The sequence below is a fragment of the Veillonella sp. 3310 genome, assembly GCF_003999875.1.
GTDB lineage: Bacteria > Bacillota > Negativicutes > Veillonellales > Veillonellaceae > F0422.
In genome coordinates this window covers 279,714-299,098 of sequence record NZ_RQVJ01000001.1, presented here as the reverse complement: position 1 = coordinate 299,098, position 19,385 = coordinate 279,714, and the positions used below count along the sequence as shown (strand labels likewise).

Genomic DNA, 19,385 nt, shown 5'->3' with positions numbered 1-19,385 from the left:
TCACATAAGGAAAGGAATGATTGTTATCGATACCCCCGTCACGGGTGGCATGATTCTATTTGCCATCTTTTGTATTTTAATTATTAGTGTATTTGTGATTAGTAAATTCTCTTTTGCTCGTTTACGAGAAGAACATCTAGAAGATATGGACACATTGAGCGATGGAAAAAAAGAGGATTTACGTGAATTATACAAACGGCCTGAGCGGTTCATGAATACGTCCACCTTCTTTATTCTTTTCTTCATTGTCGTTTTGGCAGTCTATGTAGGACGCTATTTAGAAGATGGGACTGATTTGGTATTACATCATTTAGGCGTTTATGATGCCACATATGCCATTGTAGTGGAATGGATTATACTAGCATTATTTGCAGTAGTGGTACTCATATTTGGGGAAATTATTCCCAAAGGACTGGCATTATCTTTTCCTGAACGATATGTGGGGACTACAGTGACCATCGTCCGGTTAGCTGGAAACATTGCAATTCCTTTTGTATATCTTGCAGAACGAATTGGCAATACGGTACTGAAAGCTTTCAAAGCTCCATATCGTACAGAAATTGATTTAGTGCACACAGAAGAAGAAATTCGTGCCTTGGTCAGTCGTAGTCATCAACAAGGTGAAATTGACCATGTTGAAGGTGAGCTCATCGACAATGTATTCGATTTCGTAGACCGTATTGCGAAAGAAGTTATGATTCCTCGGCAAGATGTAGTGTGCGTCTATACCCAAGATAGCTTTGAGGAGACTATGCATATCGTATCTTCTACAAGCCACACGAGATATCCTTTATGTTTAGAGGATAAGGATCATATCATTGGTCTTGTTCATATTAAGGACCTCATGGAGCGCCGTGAAGAAGCGAGTAAAGATTTACGTTCCATACGTCGTAATATTCTTGTCATTCCAGAAGTGATGAAATTATCTGTTCTATTACAGCACATGCGGACTCGTCGTATTTACCAAGCTGTTGTGGTGGATGAATACGGTGGTATGGTCGGCTTAGTAGGTTTGGAGGATATTTTAGAAGAATTGGTTGGGGATATTCAAGACGAACACGAACGTGATTTACCGGCTATTGTAGAAAATCCAAATGGTACCTACAATTTTGCTGGAAAAGTCTTAGTGGATGAAGTGGAAGATCTATTAGATATTTCCTTCGGTGATGTGGATGAAGATACTATCGGTGGTGTTATCTTTGGTATCTTAGAAAGAACTCCAGCCGTTGGTGATGTCATTACCGTAGATGGATATACTTTTACGGTGACAGAAATGCAGGGTTATCGCATTGAACGTGTCTATGCCGTGCCAGTACCGACTGATATTGAAGACGCTGAGGAAACAAAATAAGTATACCTGTATGGAGAGGACATATAGATGAGAGGACATATAGATGAAAGCAAATACGTTTACCAGTGAAGCCATCGTGCTGTGGCGTAAAAAACGAAAATACTATAGTATCTATGCGTTCCTCACAAAATTAGAAGGCATTATACTTTGTTCTGTACCCCATAAACGAAAAGCTAACTATAAAGAAGGTGCTTATTTGCAACCTTTAAGCCGTTTATATTTGACAGTAGCTCCTAATGGAGACATGTACGATATTATCCAGATGGATGGGATTTCTACACGTGATTATGAAAGCTTAGAAGATATTTTCTATGCTACCTTTAGCGGTGAACTGGTGAGTGCTTTATTTGAAAAAGGTAAATTAGACCGCGGTGTGTATACGAATATGAGTCGATTTTTACAAGCTATACAAGATAAACCAGTTCGATTAGGATCTATTGTATTAGGTTGGCATATGTTAAGTATTGCTGGATTTGTTCCACAAGGACAACATTGTGAAGATCCGGAGGCAATGGGAAGCCTTTGTGATGAAATCTATGAAACCTGTCAATATGTAGTGAATCGAGAGCTACAACAAGGGATAACAATGCTTTTGAACTATGATTGGATTCCTACGAAGCCCTTACGTCTAAATGCGAATCAATGGGATCAATTAGAAATTCTTTTACGAAAGATTTTGACTTATCAGCTAGGATATACATTGCATAGTATAGAGTTTTTAGAGACAATAGTATAAAAATTTTGTAGTATAAATTTACATAGTATTGTAGTATTTAACTTTTAATTTGATATTTTTATAGATAGGAATCATATATGTGGAAAGTAAGTAAATTAACTGATTTGTCACCATTAGAACTTTTTGAAATATTTAGACTTAGAATAGATACATTTGTTGTTGAACAAAATCGTATATATCATGAATGTGATAATATAGATCTTAAAGCAGTACATCTATTTCATTGGAATGAAAAAACAAGTCGAGTAGATGCCTATGCACGTATATTCGAAGACAATGGAATCATTGTATTTGGACGAGTTGTGACTCATAACTCAACACGTGGTTTAGGAATGGGGCGTCAGTTAGTACAGAATATAATGAATTATATACAAAAATACTGGAATGGAAAATCTGTGAATATTGAAGCGCAAGAACAAGTAGTTGGATTATATGAAAAATTTGGTTTTAAAATTAAGGGAGAATCATTTATTCATGAAGGATCCCCACATGTAAAGATGGTCTATATACCTAAGTAAATATGAAATAATAAAAACGCGGTCATGTAACCGCGTTTTGTTGTTAAATAAGATATTAATATAAATGATATTTGATACAGCATTAGATATTTAATAAATCTATATGGGAACCTGAATCTTAACTTTTACTTAATTTGCTAATAATATACGCCGTAGCAATGGTTGCCAAGGATGTTCCTACGATGGTAGACAAGCTAGCTCCTAAGAATGGGTTACTATCTAGGAAACGATGGTACATAACGGTGCCGGATGCCCAGCAAATGATGTATAGTGTTGGACCATGGTCAAGGCATGGACAATGACGTAAGAAGAAATAATGGGTCAATAAAATAGCAATCATAGGAGCAAATACAGATCCGATGGTATATAAGAATGGGATAATATTATCCATTGGATAGATGGATGCACCGATGGTGCCAATGATGGTAACGATGATACCGATGGTACGACCAGAATATTTAGATTGCAAACTTTCAGAGGAAATACCAGCAGATAGGGCGTCCATAAAAGTTGTGGTCACAGTAGAGAATACAATGATGATTAACCCACCAAATCCTAAACCAGCATGAAGGAGCACCTTCGCAATGTTGCTTTCATTTGTATATAGAGCAGCAGCAAGGCCTAACACATACATGACAGAACTAGTCACACCATACACAATGGCACTAGCCGCAGTGCCTGCCACAGGATTTTTAGATAAACGAGTGTAATCGCTGATTAGCGGTAGCCAAGATAATGGCATAGCAATGGATAATTCTAAGGCAGCTGTGAAAGTCAGTTCATCAGTGATGATACCTTGGCTATGAATAGAACTTTCTTGTAACAAGCTAATCAATAAATAGATGCAGAGGATACCTAGACCGTAGCCCATAATACTGTTGATATAGCCCATGTTGCGAATGCCGATGAAGAGCCATACAATGATTAAAGCGCCGATGATGACAGTCCACGCAGTGAATGGTAGATTCCACAATTCTACGGCGCCAAGTGCACCGTCATAAATCATAATGCCGGTCCAGCCGATGAGTTGTAATACGTTTAAAATGGAAAATAATTTCATGCCCCCATTGCCAAAGACAGTGGATACAGTTTGCATGGAGCTCATGTGTTCACGAGCACCGATGAGTCCAGCACCAAACAATAACAAACAGCCGATGACGTGCCCAATGATGATAGCTAATAGGCCGTCGGAAAATCCTAGGGGCGCAAAATAGGTGCCCGTCATAATTTCCGCAATGGAAAGAGCGGCGCCGAACCAAATGAGGGACAACCGCGATGATGAAAGTTTTGAATCAGTCATGAATACTCCTATCCATGCCAGTGGGAAGAAAAAAGACTAATCTGAATCGATTAGCCTGTAGATGATATATATTCTCTGATAGTAAGTACACCATAAGTGAGAGTTCACTATGTTTTGTATAGGCACTACAAAAGAATATATACGTATATCCCTACGTTGGCATTATCCAAATCAGGTTATGGGTTAGTCACACATAGCGACTTCTCAGCCCACTTCAGTGAGCACCCCTTATAGGTGTATTATACGAATTGAATGATACTACGTCAATAGGAATGTATAGGTGAATCTAATGTAGTATATGAAATACATAGGCTATATGAATATCTATATTGAGAAAAAATATCTTAATAGTGAAAATGATTCAGATGGTATTTATTGTATTGCATTGAGTACTATTTCATGTTATAACTAAATTAATACAAGAACCACTAGGGGTGCTTATGCTGAGATTGATGAGTATCAAAACCCTAGACCTGAACCAGATAATGCTGGCGTAGGAAAGTGGATGGCATCGAATACTAGGAATTGTACAAGAACCGTCCCAAGGATTGGTTCTTTTTTGTTACTAGTAAAGGAGATACCTATGAAATTACATAGAGCGTTAACGATTGCAGGAACAGATCCAACAGGTGGTGCAGGGGTGATGGCGGACTTGAAAAGCTTTCAAAGTCGTCATGTCTATGGTATGGCTGTCATTACATCCGTAGTGGCGCAAAATACGAAAGGTGTTACGCATATTACTCATATGGATCTATCTATGATTGAAGCGCAGTTGCAATCGGTGTATACAGATATCGTACCAGAAGCAGTGAAAACTGGCATGTTAGCCACAGCAGAGATGATGGAACTCATCGGTACTTATATTGATTCTAAGGTACCTTATGTATTAGACCCAGTGATGATTGCTACCAGTGGAGACCGTCTTATCTCCGATGAGGCTGTGAAAGCTTTGCAAAGTATATTAATTCCTAAGGCTACCTTGATTACGCCCAACCGCAGTGAAGCGGAAGTGTTGACAGATATGAAAATCGATACGGTAGAAGCTTTGCATACAGCAGGGATTCGTATATTACAAGAATTGGGCCCTCAAGCGGTCATCATCAAAGGCGGTCATATCGGAGATGAAGCGACAGATTACTTGTTTACAAAAGATACTATGTCCATGCGCCGGTCTTGGACCAGTCCTAAATACGACACAGTACATACTCACGGTACAGGCTGCACATTCTCGGCGGTGATCACAGCAGAATTAGCAAAAGGTAAATCCTTAGAAGAAGCCATCACCATTGGTAAAGAATATATCCGTTTAGCTATCTTACATAATCCAGGGTTGGGTACAGGCAATGGACCAGTGAACCATATGGCTTATGGGGATGAGTATTCAGAATAATCTGTCCAGTTATATAGGTATGATGCAAGTCATATCGAATAGTTTTGATGTCGTGGTATACTATAGGTAATCTTTTATCGTTGTTATATAAGAAATGAGGATTATTTTGAAACGCTATGATATAGAAACGGTACAGTCTATGATGGGCTTGTATTTCATTTGTGGAACACCTAATACTAAGGATATACATACAAAGTTGACAGAAGCTTGTAAAGGCGGTATTACGTGCTTTCAATTTCGTGAAAAAGGGGAAGGTGCTCTAGTAGGAGAACAAAAAGAACAAATGGCACGAGAGTTACAGCACATTTGTAAAGAATATGGTGTGCCTTTCATCGTTAATGATGATGTGGAACTAGCAGAACGTATTGGTGCTGATGGTGTTCATGTAGGACAAGATGATATGGACCTTGAAGAAGTGCGCAAACGTTTACCATATACTCTTGTAGGTACGTCTATTAATTCTGTGGAAGAGTTAGAACATACGAAGCTAGACTATGTGGATTACATCGGTGTAGGCCCTATGTATGCGACAAGCACAAAAAAAGATGCCAAAACTGTACGAGGACCAGAATTAATTTTAGCTTTACGTGCTCATAATCCAACTATTCCCATGGTGGCTATTGGTGGCATTAATCGAGATAACTTTGATGATGTCTTAGCGGAACCAGTAGACGGTATTGCGGTCATCTCTGCTATTACGGAAATGGAAGATATCGAGTATGAAACGGCCATGTGGATAGAGAACATGGAATGGTGTAAGATGTTCTTGGAAAAATAATATATTGAACATTTTACAGCACTATTTAGAATAGGGGTACAGTAAAAGCAATTAAGAATTTATCTCGTCGATTAGATGGATACACCTTGACACTAACCACTTTTATCCATACAATAGTATATATACGTAGGCGATGAAGCAGAGGAGTATACTCCCTTTAGCGAGTGAGGATGGTGAAAGCTCACAATGGAGTAGAAGGCGCTGTGGAGCATGAGCAGGAACGTTGTACAATACTAGGTATGGACAATTAGTAAAGGCTATTTTTTAAAAGAGGGCATTAGCCAATTAGGGTGGAACCGCGGGTATATCTCGTCCCTGTAGCGATTTTCGTTGCAGGGACTTTTTTTATTCCCTGTAAAACATAAGGAGGAATGGAAATGACATTTCAAGAGATGATTTTTACACTCCAAAATTTCTGGGGTGAACAAGGTTGCATTTTGCAACAACCATATGACATTGAAAAAGGGGCGGGTACTATGAACCCAGCTACCTTCTTACATGCTTTAGGGCCTGAACCTTGGTCTGTATGCTATGTAGAGCCATCCCGTCGTCCAGCAGACGGTCGCTATGGTGACAATCCAAACCGTTTGTTCCAACATCATCAATTCCAAGTTATCATCAAACCATCTCCAGACAATATTCAAGAATTATACCTACAAAGTTTGGCAGCTCTTGGTATTCATGCAGAAGATCACGATATCCGTTTTGTAGAAGATAACTGGGAATCTCCAACATTAGGCGCTTGGGGTCTTGGTTGGGAAGTTTGGTTAGACGGCATGGAAGTAACGCAATTTACCTATTTCCAACAAGTGGGCTCCATCGATGTAAAACCAGTATCTGTTGAAATTACATACGGTTTAGAGCGGTTAGCTATGTACATTCAAGGCGTAGAAAATGTGTATGACTTACAATGGAACGAACAGTATACCTATGGTGATGTATGGCATGCGAACGAAGTAGAACAATCTACATACAGCTTTGAATTAGCCGATACAGATATGTTGTTCAAATTGTTCGACATGTACGAAGCAGAGGCTACACGAGTATGTCAATTAGGCTTTGTGTTGCCGGCTTACGATTATGTGTTGAAATGTTCTCACACATTTAACTTGTTAGATGCGCGTGGTGCGATTTCTATTTCTGAAAGAACAGCTTTCATCGGTCGTGTTCGTAACATGGCTCGTATTTGTGCGCAAAACTATTTGGCGAAACGAGAAGAACTTGGTTTCCCATTGTTGAAAGGAGATAAATAAGATGGCTAAGGATTTACTCTTTGAAATTGGGGCAGAAGAAATTCCTGCAGGATTTTTGCCAAATATTATCAAACAATTAGGTGAATTGGCGACAGCTGCTTTGGCAGAGCGTCATATTCCACATGGCGCTGTAAAAGTATACGCCACACCTCGTCGTGTAGCTTTGTTGATCAATGATGTAGCAGAACGTGGTGAAGATGTTCATGAAACTCACAAAGGTCCATCTGTATCTATCGCCTATGATGGAGACGGTAACCCTACAAAAGCAGCCATCGGTTTTGCTCGAGGTAAAGGATTAGATGTATCTGAATTGAAAGTAGTAGATGGTTACATCTTTGCTGATACAACGACAGCTGGTTTAGATACAAAAGAAGTTTTATCTGAGGTATTACCATCTTTAATTACAGGATTAAGTTTCCCTAAATCTATGCATTGGGGCGATTTAGAAGAACGTTTTGTACGTCCCGTACGTTGGTTGGTGGCGTTGTTCGGTCAAGACGTGGTACCAGTGACATTTGCCAATGTAACAAGCACGAACGTGAGCCGTGGACATCGTTTCCTTGGCGAATCTGAATTGACCATAGCTGAACCAAAAGATTATGTAGATACATTAACTAAGAACTTCATTATGATCGACCAAGACGTACGTCGTGAAACAATCCGTAAACAATTAACAGAACTAGCAGCTACGAAAGGTGCTACTGTGGTGTGGGACGAAGGTTTGTTGGACGAAGTTACGTTCTTAGTAGAATATCCAACGGCTCTTTGTGGTACCTTTGATGAAAGCTATTTAGCGTTGCCATCTGATTGCATCATCACACCAATGAAAGACCATCAACGTTACTTCCCAATGGTGGATGGCAAAGGAAAATTGCTTCCTATGTTCTTGACAGTTCGCAATGGGGATAGCAAATCCTTAGAAGTTGTGGCAGCTGGTAATGAACGTGTGCTTCGTGCTCGTTTAGATGATGCGAAATTCTTCTTTAATGAAGACCGTAAAACCCCATTAGCAGGTCGTTATGAAGCATTGACAAAAATTGTCTTCCAAGAAGGGTTGGGCAATTTGAAAGATAAAACAGAACGTCTATTAACATTAGGTGCTGCCTTAGCAAAAGAAGTAGGCTTTGCAGATACAGCTACCTTAGAACGTGCTACACATCTTGCTAAAACAGACTTAACTACAGGCATGGTCAGCGAATTTACTGAATTACAAGGTATTATGGGTAAAGAATATGCTTTACTAGATGGCGAAACACCAGCCGTAGGACAAGCAATTTTTGAACAATACTTACCTCGTTTTGCAGGGGATATTTTACCAGCTACCGATGCAGGCCGTATTTTGAGTATCGTTGACAAGGTAGATACGATTGTAGCTACTTTCAGCCGTGGTTTAATTCCAACAGGTTCTCAAGATCCATATGCATTGCGCCGTCAAACCATTGGTATTATCAACATCTTGATGGATAGCAAATGGTCCTTATCCATGCGTCCAATTTGGGTAAAAGCGATGGAATTATTGGGTGTGTCTAGTGAAAAACAAGAAGAATTACTAGGTCAATTAGAAAACTTCTTTATTCTTCGCTTGAAAAATATCTTGTTAGAACAAGGTATGCCATACCAAGTGGTAGATATCGTATTGAGCCAAGAGACTGTGACTGTAGCACTGGCAGAAGGGTTGGGACAAGCCTTAACAGCTAACCGTTTGGATGAAAACGAACTATTAATGCAAGCCTACACACGTATTTTCAATATGGTAAAAGACGTGACTTTCACAGGCGTTGACGAATCCTTATTGAAAGAAGATTCTGAACAAGCCTTGTACAAAGCGGCATTACCTGTGTATACAACGAATCGCAATGCCCTAGAAGCTGGAGACTATGTGAAAGCTGTAAGCTTGGCAGAATCTTTGGTCCCTTATATTGAAACATTCTTTGAGCATGTTATGGTTATGGATAAAGATGAAGCTGTAAAACAAAATCGTCTTCAATTATTGCGTATGACTTATGAAGTAAGTAACTTGGGTAAATTGAAGTAGGGTCATATGATTGTTACAGTACTAACATTTTTTGCCAATCTATTCATCATTGGCAGTATTGTGTATATGTACCAGGTTATCTTTGGGCCTATTGATCATCCGTTTTTGATGAAAGCGATGGACCTCTTTCATGTGCGTATTAATCTGGAAAATATTAGCTATGCCGTAGCAGGTACCTCTGTGTTACTTGTGGCGGCACTAGCGCAAATTCCTTGGTTTCATCGCATTACCATGTGGCTCTATGGGGGGCGTCGACCAATAGGGCAAGAGGTAGAGATTCTACAGATGATTCAGAAGGATATACAAAACCATACGGGCATCGATATGTCGCAATTCGATTGGTTTATCAAAAATGATGATTCCATCAACGCCTTTGCAATGGGACATAATCGAATTTGTCTCAATACGGGAGCTATTATACAGCTGCCATATGACGAATTACTAGGTATAGTGGCTCACGAAATGGGGCATATTCATCATAAAGATGGAGCCTATGGATTCTCTTGCTTCTATATGAACTATTTGGGACAAATGTGCATTCGTGTATATGAACTCTTTGCGCGCGTTATATTATGGATTCAATATTTACGACTACCAGTGATTACGTTCATTGTACAGATTTTTTATCTTCTCGTAGTTTTACAAATTCTATTTATGCAGTGGGTCATTAAGGCGCCTTTGGTTATTATTGACTTATTCACAGGTAGACGTGCGGAGTACCGAGCTGATAAATATGCTTATGAAATCGGCTTAGGTGCTGAACTCCATAATGCATTGATTACCTTACGCAACTATACAGTTGAAACTGGTGAAAGTGGGCTCATGAGCAAACTCTATAGCACACATCCAGCTACAGAAAAACGTATCGAACGATTACGTCAATATGTGGAGGGAAAATAGGATAAATTTTAATTTTTATGCTTGCATAAAAACTTTCTTTTGTGATAGAATAATACTGTTAATTTGAGATGGTCCTCTGCTTATAAGGTGTAAGTAACGAACGTCTGCAAAATAGGAGGAAAAAATCGTGAATATTATTGATGTATTAGAAAAAGAACAGCTTCGCTCTGACATTCCTGAGTTCCGCGCTGGTGATACTGTAAAAGTACACGTAAAAGTTGTGGAAGGTAGCCGTGAACGTATTCAGGTTTTCGAAGGTTTGGTAATCAACCGTCAAGGTGGTTCCGTTCGTGAAACTTTCACAGTTCGTCGTATCGCTTCTGGCGTTGGTGTTGAACGTGTATTCCCACTTCACAGCCCACGTCTAGCAAAAATCGAAGTAACTCGTCGCGGTATCGTTCGTCGTGCTAAATTGTACTACTTACGTAGCCTTACTGGTAAAGCTGCTCGTATTCGCGAAAAACGCTAATTTAAAAGGGTTAGCCATGAGACGTAAGTCTATGGCTAGCCTTTTTTTATTTCCATAAGTATATGATATAGATAATAGACGTATAGGTGAAATATGAGTCAAGAAATTTTTCCAGTCGTACAGTGGTTTCCAGGCCATATGGCGAAAGCCACTCGCATGATTACGGAACATAAAAAGAAAGTAGATGTGGTTATCGAATTACTAGATGCACGTATTCCTCGGAGTAGTGCTAACCCAGTGATTCGTGAATTGATCGGCGATAAGCCACATGTAGTGATTTTAAATAAATGTGATTTGGCGAATCCAAAAGCTACAAAAGAATGGATTGAATTTTTCAAAAACGAAGGTATTCATGCCATAGCTATTGATTCCAAAAATGGGAAAGGTAATAAACAGTTGGTGAAAACTGTAGAATCCTTAGCACAGCCCATCATCGATCGTTGGCTAAAAAAAGGTATCAAAGGTCGCACCGTGCGCACTATGATTTTAGGTATTCCCAATGTAGGCAAATCCACATTAATCAATAAATTAGCTGGATCTGCAGCGACACGAACTGCCAATAAACCGGGTCATACACGGGGTCAACAATGGGTTAAGGTAGGTAAGAATTTAGAACTGTTAGATACGCCAGGTGTGTTGTGGCCTAAGTTTGAAGACCAGCGAGCGGCCGCACGGTTAGCGATGACCGGGGCGATTTCTGATGATGTGTATGATTTAGATTCTGTTATTAAGCAGCTCTTGGCATATTTAGAAGAGCATGAACCGACGTTACTGCATGAACGCTATAAATTGACGGAAGAAGAACGCACATCTGTAGATACTATGTTAGAGGCTATCGGTCGTCGCCGTGGTTGTTTAGTAAGCGGTGGCATCGTAGATTATGATAAGGTACGTCGTGTGATTTTAACTGATTACCGCAATAATAAATTGGGATACATTACTTTTGATGGCGTCGATGAGGAGCCGTACTATGTTGACGAAGAATGACTTTCACCAGCTGAAAGTAAAAGAAATTAAGGAACTGTTGCAAGGGGAATGTCCTTTTGACTATGTGCAATGGGCATTAGAAGATCCTCGTGAATCCGTTAAGAACGCAGCGGGTGTGTATTTACGAAAGCAGAAAAAGGTCTTAGAAGAGCAACAACGGTTAGAAGCCATGTATGCCTATGAAGATAGCTTCTATGAAGAAGGAAAATTCTTAGTAGCTGGCGTTGATGAAGTGGGCAGAGGCCCGATTGCAGGCCCAGTCACGGTAGCAGCTGTTATTTTACCACCTCATTGCAAGTTAGTAGGTTTGAATGATTCTAAAAAACTAACACCAGAAAAGCGGGATGCCTTATTTGATCAAATCATGGAAGTGGCAGTAGCTGTACACTGTGTGTCTTATGAGGCGGAAGTCATTGATACACTCAATATTTATGAAGCTACGCGACAAGCTATGTATGAAGCCATACGCCATTTGCCAGTACAGGCAGAAGCTGTCTTGTCGGATGCCATGAAATTACCAGATTTAAAGGTACCAGTAGAATCTTTGATAAAAGGGGATTCGAAAAGTGCGTCTATTGCCGCCGCCTCCATTATAGCGAAGGTAACGCGGGACCGCTTCATGGAATCTATGGAAGAAGAGTATCCAGGTTTTGGTTTTGCTATTCATAAAGGATATTATACAGATGTACACAAGCAGGCTATCAAAGACTTAGGCATTACTCCATTGCATCGGCATAGTTTTGAACCTATAAAATCCATTGTAGCAGGTAAGCCTGTGGAAGAAATATAAACTGTAGAGTATTAGCCTAGTATAGGCTTACAGGTAATATCTTATCTGTCATCTCTATTGGTGATAAATAATAGTATATTGTTTTATAAAAGCGTTCTTATAGATGATTCTATGAGAATGCTTTTTGTATATCGATAATTGTATATGGATTATAACACTCTTAGAGGAGTACACTCCTAACAGTGTGGGGTGCCCCGTTTACATTCTTTCATAATGAAAGTAATCTAGAACTAAGGAGGTGCCTATGAACCACATTGAATTAGGAAGATACGGAGAAGACCTAGCTACAAATTATTTGAAAGATCAAGGCTATGATGTATTGGAACGAAATGTACGCTATCGATTTGGTGAAGTAGATATTATCGCTAAAAAAGAAAATATACTTATTGTAGTAGAAGTGAAAACGAGACGTACCCAAACCTATGGAATGCCCTGCGAGGCGGTGCATTGGAAAAAGAAACAACACATACGTCATGTTATATCAATGTTTTTGGCAACTCGTGATATAGAGTATGAATCTATACGATTTGATGTGATAGAAGTATATGTGCCTCAAGCAGGAGATCATGAATTACGGCATATGAAAGCATGTCATTTATAAGATAGGAGGAGAACCATGTATGCAAAAACCTATGGAGTATGTGTAAGTGGTATTGATGGCTATGTGGTGACCGTAGAAGTAGATATTAGCCCAGGCTTACCAAGTTTTGATATTGTTGGCTTACCAGCTACCTCTGTGAAAGAGGCAAAAGAGCGAGTCCGATCGGCTATCAAAAATGGGGGCTTTGAGTTTCCTATGAAACGAATCGTGGTCAATTTGGCGCCTGCACATATTCGGAAAGATGGATCATCCTTAGATTTAGCCATTGCCATGGGTATTTTAGCAGCCCTACAGGAAGGTAAACATAAGAAAAAACAGTCTATACAATGGAATCACCATGTATTTATAGGAGAATTATCATTGGATGGTTCTTTGCAACCTGTAATGGGTATGTTATCTATGGTGATGGGGGTGACAAATCAGGAGTTAGAAAATGAACATAGTTATACTTCTATGGTAGAAGATATTATTGTGCCACTGGGAAATCAAGAAGAGGCTACTAGTGGTTCTTCCATACCTGTGTATGGATTGTCTAGCCTATCTGAAGTTGTTGAACTAGTAGAGCATCCTGAAAAGAAAAAGCACCTAAGTATACAAACATCGATAGAGATATCAAAACATAGGATGGAAATGCTAGACTTACAAGATGTAAAAGGACAAGTGATGGCTAAGCGAGCCTTAGAAATAGCAGCGGCGGGTGGTCATCATTTGTTGATGACAGGACCTCCGGGGTCGGGCAAGACTATGTTAGCAAAGCGATTGCCCTTTTTATTGCCACCTCTTTCAAGGGAGGAACAACTAGAGGTAAGCCGTATTTATAGTGTGATGGGTTTATTAAAAAGTGGTCGATTAATGGAAGAACGACCATTCCGGAGTCCTCATCATACGAGTACCTTAGTGGCCATGGCAGGAGGGGGACAACCACCGAAACCAGGGGAAATTACGTTGGCTCATAAAGGTGTGTTATTTTTGGATGAAGCACCAGAGTTTCGTAGACCTGTTATAGAGGTATTGCGACAACCCTTAGAAGAACGGCAAATACATATTGCACGGATTGGAATGGCAACGACCTATCCCAGTGATTGTATTGTTGTCATGGCTATGAACCCATGTCCATGTGGATGGTTTGGAACGGAAGAAGATTATCGATGCACATGTACAGCTACGCAAATTCAACGGTATCAACGGGTTTTATCGGGTCCTATTTTGGATAGAATGGATTTAGTAGTTCCCGTAGAACGGCCTACGTTAACAGAGATATATGCACCAAGGGATGAAGTTAGTACGAAGCAAGTACGGAACCGTGTAATTCGTGCGAGAGCTATGCAAATGGAAAGGTACAAGGGTACGAATATCAGCGTGAACTCACATTTAAGTCATAGTGATATTGAAATCTATGCGAAACTTTCTGAAGAAGCTAAAAATTTACTAGATTCAGCTTTTACCACGTTGCATTTGAGTTTACGTAGTTATGACCGCATCATCAAGGTAGCAAGAACGATTGCTGATTTGGCAGAATCTGAAGAGATTTTGGCAGAGCATGTGGCAGAGGCCTTAAGTTATCGGCAAGTACAGGAGGGATTGTAAATGAAAGAGGAAATCTATGCGAGTGCTCTCCAACATGTGGTAGGGTTAGGTAATGCTAGTTTAGGTAATTTATTTACTTATTACGAAAGTGCAAAGGAAGCTTGGCATCATGTGTTACATCATAATGTAGAACCATCGTTAGGTTGTAAATATGAATTGTTTGATGAAATTCGTCGACCTATCAATGAAAGCTTTCTATTACAATTAGAAGAAGATTTAGAGCGCTTTCATATGCATGTGATTACTTGGGAATCTCCTTACTATCCTAAATCGTTACTAGAGATTTATAATAGTCCCCGAGTGTTGTATGGGCGTGGAAATATAGAAGTGTTGCAGCATATGGATCGTTCATTAGCAATGGTAGGCGCTAGAAAGTGCTCTTCTTATGGTGTACAAGTAGCTAGATACTTTGGTCGTGCTTTATCTAATTTAGGTATTATCGTTGTTAGTGGCGGCGCTATGGGCATCGATCGTGCTAGCCATGAAGGAGCTTTGCAAGGACAAGCTCCAACGATTGCCGTCATGGGCTGTGGTTTAAATGTAACCTATCCAAGAACAAATCGGAATTTATTTTTAGAAATTTTAGAAAAAGATGGATTATTACTATCTGAATATGGACCGCATATGCAAGCTAAGAGCCATCACTTTCCTTCTCGAAATCGAATTATTAGTGGTATGACGAGAGGCACCATTGTTGTGGAGGCAAAAGCTAGCAGTGGTTCTTTGATTACTGCTGATATGGCGATAAATGAAGGAAGAGATGTGTTTACTATACCAGGGAATGTATTGACACATACTTGTGATGGAAATCATTGGCTTATTCAGCAAGGGGCTACTGTCTTAACAGATCCTGAACAAGTATTGCATGAATATGGTTGGCAAAAAGTCGCAAAGTATAGTAACATGAATAGTGAACAAGTAAACACAGTGAATGAAGAGGAACAACGTGTGCTAGAGGCTATGAATCCTGGTGGAAATACAACGATTGAAGAATTAGTACATACGACTCAATTGCCTTTAACAAATCTTCATACATTGCTGTTACAATTAGAACTAAAACAAATGATTACACATACCTCTCAGGGGTACGTACTACATACTTAGAGGAGGAAGATTTTTGGCCATTACTAGATCCTTCGTTACAGGGGAGAAGAAAAAAGACAAAGAAGCAAAAGAAGCTGTCAAATCAAGCGCCAAAGCACCAGAGCCTAGACCTTTGGTTATGCGTCCAGAACCGATTGAAATAGAGCATAAACGGACTTTCAAAAAAGATGGAAAAACTTTAATCATCGTGGAATCTCCAGCAAAGTCAAAGACCATTGAAAAATTTTTAGGTGATGACTATGTGGTAAAAGCTAGCATGGGACATTTAAGAGATTTACCTAAAATGCAAATGGGTGTATCTATTACTAATGGATTTTTACCTAGATATTTGAATGTACCAGGTAGAAAGGCTGTTATCGAAGAGTTACGTAAAGAAGCAGATAAGGCAAAAGCTGTATATTTGGCAACTGACCCTGACCGTGAGGGAGAGGCCATCTCTTGGCATTTAGCTCATATTTTAAATATAGATGGAACTACGCCATGTCGGGTGACTTTCAATGAGATTACTAAGCATGCTATTCAAGAAGCGATAGCAGCACCTAGACCGATTGATATGCATATGGTAGATGCTCAACAGGCTCGTCGTGTATTGGACCGTATTGTAGGTTATAAATTAAGCCCTTTACTGTGGAAAAAAATTTGTAAAGGTCTAAGTGCCGGACGTGTTCAATCTGTAGCCGTACGCATTATCTGTGATCGGGAGCGAGAGATCCAAGCCTTTGTTCCAGAAGAATATTGGACTATTGAAGGTGTGTATCAAACTGCTAAGAATGAACAATTTGATGTGGTAGTGACTCACAAAGGCAATGAAAAGTTAACGATTTCTAATAAAATAGAAAGTAATGCCGTATTAAGCGTTATTCGTGGTCGTGAAAGTGTAGTTAGTTCTGTAGAATCACGGCAACGTAGTCGTAAAGCACCTGCTCCATTTACGACGTCTACGATGCAACAAGAAGGTGTACGAAAACTGAATATGAATGCAAAACGCATTATGTCTGCTGCACAACATTTATATGAAGGTAAAGAAATTGGTGGCTATGGTCATGTAGGTTTGATTACGTATATGCGTACAGATTCCAATCGGATATCGAAGGAAATGCAAGAAGCAGCTAAAGCCTATATTCTTAAGACTTTTGGGAAGGAGTTTTATCCAAGTAAACCAAATGTATTTGGAGCGAAGGCGAATGCACAAGATGCGCATGAAGCAATTCGCCCTACCATGTTGGAATTGCCACCTAAAGCGGTAGCGTCCTATTTAACTAGTGATGAGCTAAAATTATATACCTTGATTTGGAATCGATTTTTAGCTAGTCAAATGGCTCCACAGAAAAGTGAAACAGTAACCATGCACTTTCATGTAGATGAGTATACGTTGAAGGCGTCAGGGAATCGTGTGCTATTCAAAGGTTTTACAGAAGTCTATGAGGAAGCTAAAAAAGAGGATGACCATATATTGCCAGCTCTAGAGAAAGGGCAAACTATTATGCCTATTTCTATAGATGGTATACAGCATTTTACGCAACCTCCAAGTCGTTATTCTGAGGCAGGTCTTATCAAAGTATTAGAAGAACAAGGAATTGGTCGTCCAAGTACCTATGCAGCAACCATTGATACCATTTTAAAACGGAATTATGTGGAACGGAAGGACAAACAGTTTATTCCTACTGACTTAGGATTTGCTGTGGTGGAGTTTTTAACAACTCACTTTGAAAAGTTCATTAATATGAAATTTACAGCCTCTATGGAAGAAGATTTAGACCATATTGCACAAGGGACTAACTTCTACGAAGCCGTGATTCATTCATTCTATGAAAGTTTCGAGAAGGAGTTATACACAGCTGAATCGGCTGAAAGGATAGAGATAGAAGCAGAGAAGAGTGGTATTCTTTGTGAAAAATGTGGACATGATATGGTCTACAAATTAGGGCCTTATGGTAAATATTTAGCATGCTCTAATTTTCCAGAGTGTCGAAATATTAAGTCCATTACAGTTAGCACAGGGGTTATATGTCCTAAATGTAAATCTCATGAAATTTTAGAACGTAAATCTAAGAGAGGTCGTATCTTTTATGGTTGCGAAGGGTATCCATCTTGTGATTTTACTATGTGGGATAAACCTATTGATAAAACCTGTCCAGTTTGTGGCAGCTTAATGGCTGAAAAAGTATATAAAAACGGCAATAAGAAAGAGTTTTGTTCTAATCCTGATTGTGAAACAAGACCAAAACGTAAACCTAGAACAAAGAAAGAAGATAAAGAATGAAAGATTTTGTAACTATTATTGGAGCTGGTCTTGCTGGCTCTGAGGCAGCCTACCAATTGGCTAAACGTGGTATTCCTGTACACCTATATGAAATGCGTCCAAAAGTGTCTTCACCGGCTCATCATACAGATCAATTTGCAGAGTTAGTATGTTCTAACTCTTTGCGTGCAAATACCATAGAAAATGCAGTGGGTCTTTTGAAAGAAGAAATGCGTCGCTTAGATTCCTTAATTATGGAATCTGCCGATGCTACGCAAGTTCCAGCAGGTGGTGCCTTGGCTGTAGATCGTCATGCTTTTAGCAAAAGGGTCACAGAACGTATTAAAGAACACCCCTTAATTACGGTGATTCATGAAGAAGTGACTGAGATTCCGGCAAAAGGTATTGTTATTTTTGCAAGTGGCCCACTTACATCAGAAACTTTAGGGGCTAAAATTAAGGAGTTAACTGGTTCTAAAGATTTTTATTTTTATGATGCAGCAGCGCCTATCGTAACAGCAGAGTCTTTGAATTACGATAAAGTATTTGCAGCCTCACGGTATGATAAAGGGGATGCAGACTATTTAAACTGCCCTATGACGAAAGAAGAATATGATGCTTTCTATGAAGCTCTGACTACAGCTGATGTGGTACAACCCAAAGATTTTGAAAAAGAAATTTATTTTGAAGGTTGTATGCCTGTAGAAATTATGGCATCCCGTGGGGTAGATACATTGCGTTATGGACCTTTAAAACCAGTTGGTCTCGTAGATCCTCGGAACAATATTGAGTGGCATGCGGTAGTGCAGTTACGCAAGGAAAACAAAGAAGCTACTATGTACAATTTGGTGGGCTTTCAAACACATTTAAAATGGGGCGAACAAAAACGAGTATTCCAAATGATTCCAGGTTTAGAGAATGCAGAATTTATTCGCTATGGCGTGATGCATCGTAACACGTATATTAACTCTCCAGAACTGTTAAACCAAGCATTCCAATTACAGTCTAATCCACGATTATTCTTTGCTGGTCAAATGACAGGTGTGGAAGGCTATTTAGAATCAGCAGCTGCAGGTATGATGGCAGCTATCCAAGTGGCACGTATGTTACAGGATAAAGAATTTGTTACATTCCCAAAAACAACGGCTCTTGGTGGGTTAAGTCATTATATCAGTGCCTATGAAGGTTCTAATTTCCAGCCAATGAATGTAAATTTCGGCATCATGGAACCTTGGGGAGCTAAAGTACGTAAGAAAAAAGAAAAAAATGCATTAATTGCGCAACGTGCTTTAGAAGAATTAGATGCATTAATTGCGCATGAAGAGTTACTATCTTAATTCATGA

General features: G+C 39.5%; 17 protein-coding genes and 2 riboswitches. Of the genes, 16 read left to right on the top strand and 1 reads right to left on the bottom strand.

Annotation, left to right across the window (positions count from 1 at the left end; translation table 11 throughout):
- Positions 1–16: 16 nt before the first annotated feature.
- The 3 genes from EO127_RS01475 (at position 17) to EO127_RS01465 (ending at position 2,605) form a co-directional block, all read left to right on the top strand.
- On the top strand, positions 17–1,351 hold the full coding sequence (locus tag EO127_RS01475) for a hemolysin family protein (RefSeq protein ID WP_240645960.1): 1,335 nt from the start codon (positions 17–19) through the stop codon (positions 1,349–1,351).
- A gap of 43 nt (positions 1,352–1,394) precedes the next feature.
- Positions 1,395–2,087, top strand: a complete 693-nt coding sequence (locus EO127_RS01470; RefSeq protein WP_127447712.1) for a DNA repair protein RecO — start codon at positions 1,395–1,397, stop codon at positions 2,085–2,087.
- Between the two features lie 77 nt (positions 2,088–2,164).
- Positions 2,165–2,605: a GNAT family N-acetyltransferase gene (locus EO127_RS01465; protein ID WP_127447711.1), complete on the top strand. Its 441-nt coding sequence runs from the start codon at positions 2,165–2,167 to the stop codon at positions 2,603–2,605.
- Positions 2,606–2,723: 118 nt separating this feature from the next.
- On the opposite strand, the gene cytX is transcribed toward EO127_RS01465, so the two are convergent.
- The gene (gene cytX, locus EO127_RS01460) at positions 2,724–3,905 is read right to left on the bottom strand and encodes a putative hydroxymethylpyrimidine transporter CytX (protein ID WP_127447710.1); all 1,182 of its coding nucleotides are present in this window, start codon (positions 3,903–3,905) and stop codon (positions 2,724–2,726) included.
- Positions 3,906–4,036: 131 nt separating this feature from the next.
- Positions 4,037–4,144, bottom strand: a riboswitch (TPP riboswitch).
- A gap of 181 nt (positions 4,145–4,325) precedes the next feature.
- Positions 4,326–4,422: riboswitch (TPP riboswitch) on the top strand.
- A 66-nt stretch (positions 4,423–4,488) separates the two neighbouring features.
- On the opposite strand from cytX, the gene thiD reads away from it, so the two are divergent.
- The 13 genes from thiD (at position 4,489) to trmFO (ending at position 19,378) form a co-directional block, all read left to right on the top strand.
- Positions 4,489–5,295 (top strand): bifunctional hydroxymethylpyrimidine kinase/phosphomethylpyrimidine kinase, encoded by an 807-nt coding sequence (thiD, locus tag EO127_RS01455; protein ID WP_127447709.1) that lies wholly within the window; start codon positions 4,489–4,491, stop codon positions 5,293–5,295.
- 106 nt (positions 5,296–5,401) lie between these two features.
- A complete protein-coding gene (gene thiE, locus EO127_RS01450; protein ID WP_127447708.1) occupies positions 5,402–6,073 on the top strand; it encodes a thiamine phosphate synthase in 672 nt (223 codons plus the stop codon).
- A 377-nt stretch (positions 6,074–6,450) separates the two neighbouring features.
- Positions 6,451–7,326: a glycine--tRNA ligase subunit alpha gene (gene glyQ / locus EO127_RS01445; protein ID WP_009354040.1), complete on the top strand. Its 876-nt coding sequence runs from the start codon at positions 6,451–6,453 to the stop codon at positions 7,324–7,326.
- A gap of 1 nt (position 7,327) precedes the next feature.
- Positions 7,328–9,361 (top strand): glycine--tRNA ligase subunit beta, encoded by a 2,034-nt coding sequence (glyS, locus tag EO127_RS01440; RefSeq protein WP_127447707.1) that lies wholly within the window; start codon positions 7,328–7,330, stop codon positions 9,359–9,361.
- 6 nt (positions 9,362–9,367) lie between these two features.
- Positions 9,368–10,261: a zinc metalloprotease HtpX gene (locus EO127_RS01435; RefSeq protein WP_127447706.1), complete on the top strand. Its 894-nt coding sequence runs from the start codon at positions 9,368–9,370 to the stop codon at positions 10,259–10,261.
- 127 nt (positions 10,262–10,388) lie between these two features.
- On the top strand, positions 10,389–10,730 hold the full coding sequence (rplS, locus tag EO127_RS01430) for a 50S ribosomal protein L19 (RefSeq protein ID WP_062402893.1): 342 nt from the start codon (positions 10,389–10,391) through the stop codon (positions 10,728–10,730).
- 93 nt (positions 10,731–10,823) lie between these two features.
- Complete coding sequence (gene ylqF / locus EO127_RS01425) at positions 10,824–11,717, top strand: ribosome biogenesis GTPase YlqF (RefSeq protein WP_127447705.1); 894 nt, start codon at positions 10,824–10,826, stop codon at positions 11,715–11,717.
- Complete coding sequence (locus tag EO127_RS01420; RefSeq protein WP_127448055.1) at positions 11,704–12,507, top strand: ribonuclease HII; 804 nt, start codon at positions 11,704–11,706, stop codon at positions 12,505–12,507. The genes ylqF and EO127_RS01420 overlap by 14 nt, the downstream gene beginning before the upstream one ends.
- 244 nt (positions 12,508–12,751) lie before the next feature.
- A complete protein-coding gene (locus tag EO127_RS01415; protein WP_127447704.1) occupies positions 12,752–13,108 on the top strand; it encodes a YraN family protein in 357 nt (118 codons plus the stop codon).
- Between the two features lie 15 nt (positions 13,109–13,123).
- Positions 13,124–14,695: a YifB family Mg chelatase-like AAA ATPase gene (locus EO127_RS01410; RefSeq protein WP_127447703.1), complete on the top strand. Its 1,572-nt coding sequence runs from the start codon at positions 13,124–13,126 to the stop codon at positions 14,693–14,695.
- The gene (gene dprA / locus EO127_RS01405) at positions 14,696–15,799 is read left to right on the top strand and encodes a DNA-processing protein DprA (protein WP_127447702.1); all 1,104 of its coding nucleotides are present in this window, start codon (positions 14,696–14,698) and stop codon (positions 15,797–15,799) included. It abuts the gene before it with no gap.
- 13 nt (positions 15,800–15,812) lie between these two features.
- A complete protein-coding gene (topA, locus tag EO127_RS01400) occupies positions 15,813–18,062 on the top strand; it encodes a type I DNA topoisomerase (protein WP_127447701.1) in 2,250 nt (749 codons plus the stop codon).
- A complete protein-coding gene (gene trmFO / locus EO127_RS01395) occupies positions 18,059–19,378 on the top strand; it encodes a methylenetetrahydrofolate--tRNA-(uracil(54)-C(5))-methyltransferase (FADH(2)-oxidizing) TrmFO (protein ID WP_127447700.1) in 1,320 nt (439 codons plus the stop codon). Before topA ends, trmFO begins: the two co-directional genes overlap by 4 nt.
- Positions 19,379–19,385 lie beyond the last annotated feature (7 nt).

Coding starts and splice junctions, on each gene's coding strand:
- dprA (WP_127447702.1), top strand. CDS start 14,696: ATGAAAGAGGAAATCTATGCGAGTGCTCTCCAACATGTGGTAGGGTTA.
- cytX (WP_127447710.1), bottom strand. CDS start 3,905: ATGACTGATTCAAAACTTTCATCATCGCGGTTGTCCCTCATTTGGTTC.
- thiD (WP_127447709.1), top strand. CDS start 4,489: ATGAAATTACATAGAGCGTTAACGATTGCAGGAACAGATCCAACAGGT.
- EO127_RS01470 (WP_127447712.1), top strand. CDS start 1,395: ATGAAAGCAAATACGTTTACCAGTGAAGCCATCGTGCTGTGGCGTAAA.
- trmFO (WP_127447700.1), top strand. CDS start 18,059: ATGAAAGATTTTGTAACTATTATTGGAGCTGGTCTTGCTGGCTCTGAG.
- EO127_RS01410 (WP_127447703.1), top strand. CDS start 13,124: ATGTATGCAAAAACCTATGGAGTATGTGTAAGTGGTATTGATGGCTAT.
- glyS (WP_127447707.1), top strand. CDS start 7,328: ATGGCTAAGGATTTACTCTTTGAAATTGGGGCAGAAGAAATTCCTGCA.
- EO127_RS01475 (WP_240645960.1), top strand. CDS start 17: ATGATTGTTATCGATACCCCCGTCACGGGTGGCATGATTCTATTTGCC.
- ylqF (WP_127447705.1), top strand. CDS start 10,824: ATGAGTCAAGAAATTTTTCCAGTCGTACAGTGGTTTCCAGGCCATATG.
- glyQ (WP_009354040.1), top strand. CDS start 6,451: ATGACATTTCAAGAGATGATTTTTACACTCCAAAATTTCTGGGGTGAA.
- EO127_RS01415 (WP_127447704.1), top strand. CDS start 12,752: ATGAACCACATTGAATTAGGAAGATACGGAGAAGACCTAGCTACAAAT.
- EO127_RS01465 (WP_127447711.1), top strand. CDS start 2,165: ATGTGGAAAGTAAGTAAATTAACTGATTTGTCACCATTAGAACTTTTT.
- EO127_RS01435 (WP_127447706.1), top strand. CDS start 9,368: ATGATTGTTACAGTACTAACATTTTTTGCCAATCTATTCATCATTGGC.